Annotated in this window: 5 protein-coding genes; all 5 read right to left on the bottom strand. The window is 35.2% G+C overall.

The genetic code is table 11. The features are described from left to right. Positions 1 to 272: 272 nt before the first annotated feature. The gene (locus tag GKE48_RS14475) at positions 273 to 626 is read right to left on the bottom strand and encodes an XRE family transcriptional regulator (protein WP_243138521.1); all 354 of its coding nucleotides are present in this window, start codon (positions 624 to 626) and stop codon (positions 273 to 275) included. A 41-nt stretch (positions 627 to 667) separates the two neighbouring features. Next, complete coding sequence (locus GKE48_RS14975; protein ID WP_278320121.1) at positions 668 to 793, bottom strand: hypothetical protein; 126 nt, start codon at positions 791 to 793, stop codon at positions 668 to 670. 15 nt (positions 794 to 808) lie between these two features. Then, on the bottom strand, positions 809 to 1,018 hold the full coding sequence (locus tag GKE48_RS14895) for an NUDIX hydrolase (RefSeq protein WP_012740906.1): 210 nt from the start codon (positions 1,016 to 1,018) through the stop codon (positions 809 to 811). 134 nt (positions 1,019 to 1,152) lie between these two features. Further along, complete coding sequence (locus GKE48_RS14465; RefSeq protein WP_118010215.1) at positions 1,153 to 1,599, bottom strand: 8-oxo-dGTP diphosphatase; 447 nt, start codon at positions 1,597 to 1,599, stop codon at positions 1,153 to 1,155. 12 nt (positions 1,600 to 1,611) lie between these two features. Then, entirely contained in the window at positions 1,612 to 2,091 is a 480-nt protein-coding gene (locus GKE48_RS14460) for an O-acetyl-ADP-ribose deacetylase (RefSeq protein ID WP_334296470.1), read from the bottom strand. Between the last annotated feature and the right edge of the window lies 1 nt (position 2,092).

Genomic DNA, 2,092 nt, shown 5'->3' with positions numbered 1-2,092 from the left:
ACACATATGACGGCAATTTTTTCTTAATCGCATTATAAACAACTAATGTCGCTTTGACATCCTCTAAACTATCGTGAGCCAACTCATCAAAATTATAACCATAATAATTGTTCCATTCTTCATATATCTTAGCAAATTCTATCATTGGATCGTATATTATAGTACCATGTTTAAACCTAATTCCTGCATTAGCTAAAAATGCATAGTCAAAATCAACATTATAAGCTATCAGCTCGACACAGCCATCAAATACAGCTTATCTTACAGAAATGTTAGTTATTACTCCTTTGTAATTTTCTTTTATTATATGCATCTTCATCAATAGCCCCAGAAGCCAACATTCTTTCTGACCATAACTGAAGTGTTTCAACATTTACCGATATTTTTTCTAATTCCTCCTTAATATATATGAAATCATCTAATTCGTCGTTATCAATTATACCATCAGCTGTAATCTCAATGAGGCACTCCTGCTTCTTGTTCATCTTATTAAGAGAAGCTACCGTTTCAAGTATAATCTGAGGGAGCTCTTTCATTTTAATCTCTGGAACATATTGCTGTCCAATTGGACACTGATTTGAGCAATAATAATTACACAATTCCGGTGATTTATACTTATCAGCCATTATGAGTACTTCTTCCGGATGTGGCAGCACCTTCTCACTGTCTATTTTTCAATTCTCTCTGGAGGCACGCACTCTAAAAGTTCACTTGCCTTTTCTCGGCTAAGTCCTAGCTCCTCTCTTTTTAACTGGTATACATTCTTATTCTCTTTAATTGATGCTCTTCCCATTCCTTATTCCCTCACTTAAAATCTTACTGTATCTTTGCTATAATTCCTTCTTCTGTTATAGTTTGCAGACATTCCATAGGCACATCTGAATGCATTATCTGCCTCTACATGACCACCTGGGAAAGTCGTACCAGAATAATTCTTGCCCACTTTATCCAAGGCCAGTACATTTCCTTTATTATCACTAATCATGCACATGTTCATGAATACTACTTTTTCTATCATCTGTTACTCTATTTAATATAGCTTATCAACTTCTTTTTCATATGCTGATTCTGTATCTCTGTCAAACANCTGGTATACATTCTTATTCTCTTTAATTGATGCTCTTCCCATTCCTTATTCCCTCACTTAAAATCTTACTGTATCTTTGCTATAATTCCTTCTTCTGTTATAGTTTGCAGACATTCCATAGGCACATCTGAATGCATTATCTGCCATACCTGTTGCATACCCGGAGCTAAAGATTTTTTTAGATAATCTTTTTCCGATATCCAATACACCCTTCCTTCATCTGATGAAATAAGTTTGCCTTCAAACTCATCTGTCCTGTATAAAAAACCTACATTTCGTACATCTCCTGATATCCAATGATATATTCCCATTAACTTAGGATTTTTAATTGTAAGTCCAGTTTCTTCAAATACTTCCCTGATAACTGATTCTATAAAAGTCTCCCCTGCCTCTACATGACCACCTGGGAAAGTCGTACCAGAATAATTCTTGCCCACTTTATCCAAGGCCAGTACATTTCCTTTATTATCACTAATCATGCACATGTTCATGAATACTACTTTTTCTATCATCTGTTACTCTATTTAATATAGCTTATCAACTTCTTTTGCATATGCTGATTCTGTATCTCTGTCAAACAGAACAAAATATATTTCTTCTATTTGCTTTGGAAATTCCTGCTCAAATCTTGCCACAACATTTACAGCAATGTGTGCTGCCAGTTTAACAGGAAAACAATAAACACCTGTTGATATAGATGGAAACGCTATTCTTTTTATACCTTTTTCCATTGCAAGTTTAAGCGAATGATAATAACAGCTGGCAAGCAACTGATCCTCATTATCCTTTCCGCCTCTCCATATAGGTCCGACTGTATGTATAACATAATCACATGGCAGATTATAGCCTTTGGTAATCTTTGCTTCTCCTGTTTCACATCCATGAAGCATCCTACATTCTTTTAAAAGATCAGGACCTGCTACCCTGTGAATTGCTCCATCAACACCGCCACCACCTAAGAGACTGTTATTTGCTGCATTTACTATAACGTCAACATAATCTATT

Source organism: Lachnospira eligens, assembly GCF_009680455.1.
Lineage (GTDB): Bacteria > Bacillota > Clostridia > Lachnospirales > Lachnospiraceae > Lachnospira > Lachnospira eligens_A.
This window is presented reverse-complemented; position numbering and strand designations above follow the sequence as displayed.

Bases quoted from the DNA above. Each gene is read 5' to 3' on its own strand.
- GKE48_RS14975 (WP_278320121.1), bottom strand. From the start codon at position 793: ATGGGAAGAGCATCAATTAAAGAGAATAAGAATGTATACCAGTTAAAA.
- GKE48_RS14465 (WP_118010215.1), bottom strand. From the start codon at position 1,599: ATGATAGAAAAAGTAGTATTCATGAACATGTGCATGATTAGTGATAAT.
- GKE48_RS14895 (WP_012740906.1), bottom strand. From the start codon at position 1,018: ATGATAGAAAAAGTAGTATTCATGAACATGTGCATGATTAGTGATAAT.
- GKE48_RS14475 (WP_243138521.1), bottom strand. From the start codon at position 626: ATGGCTGATAAGTATAAATCACCGGAATTGTGTAATTATTATTGCTCA.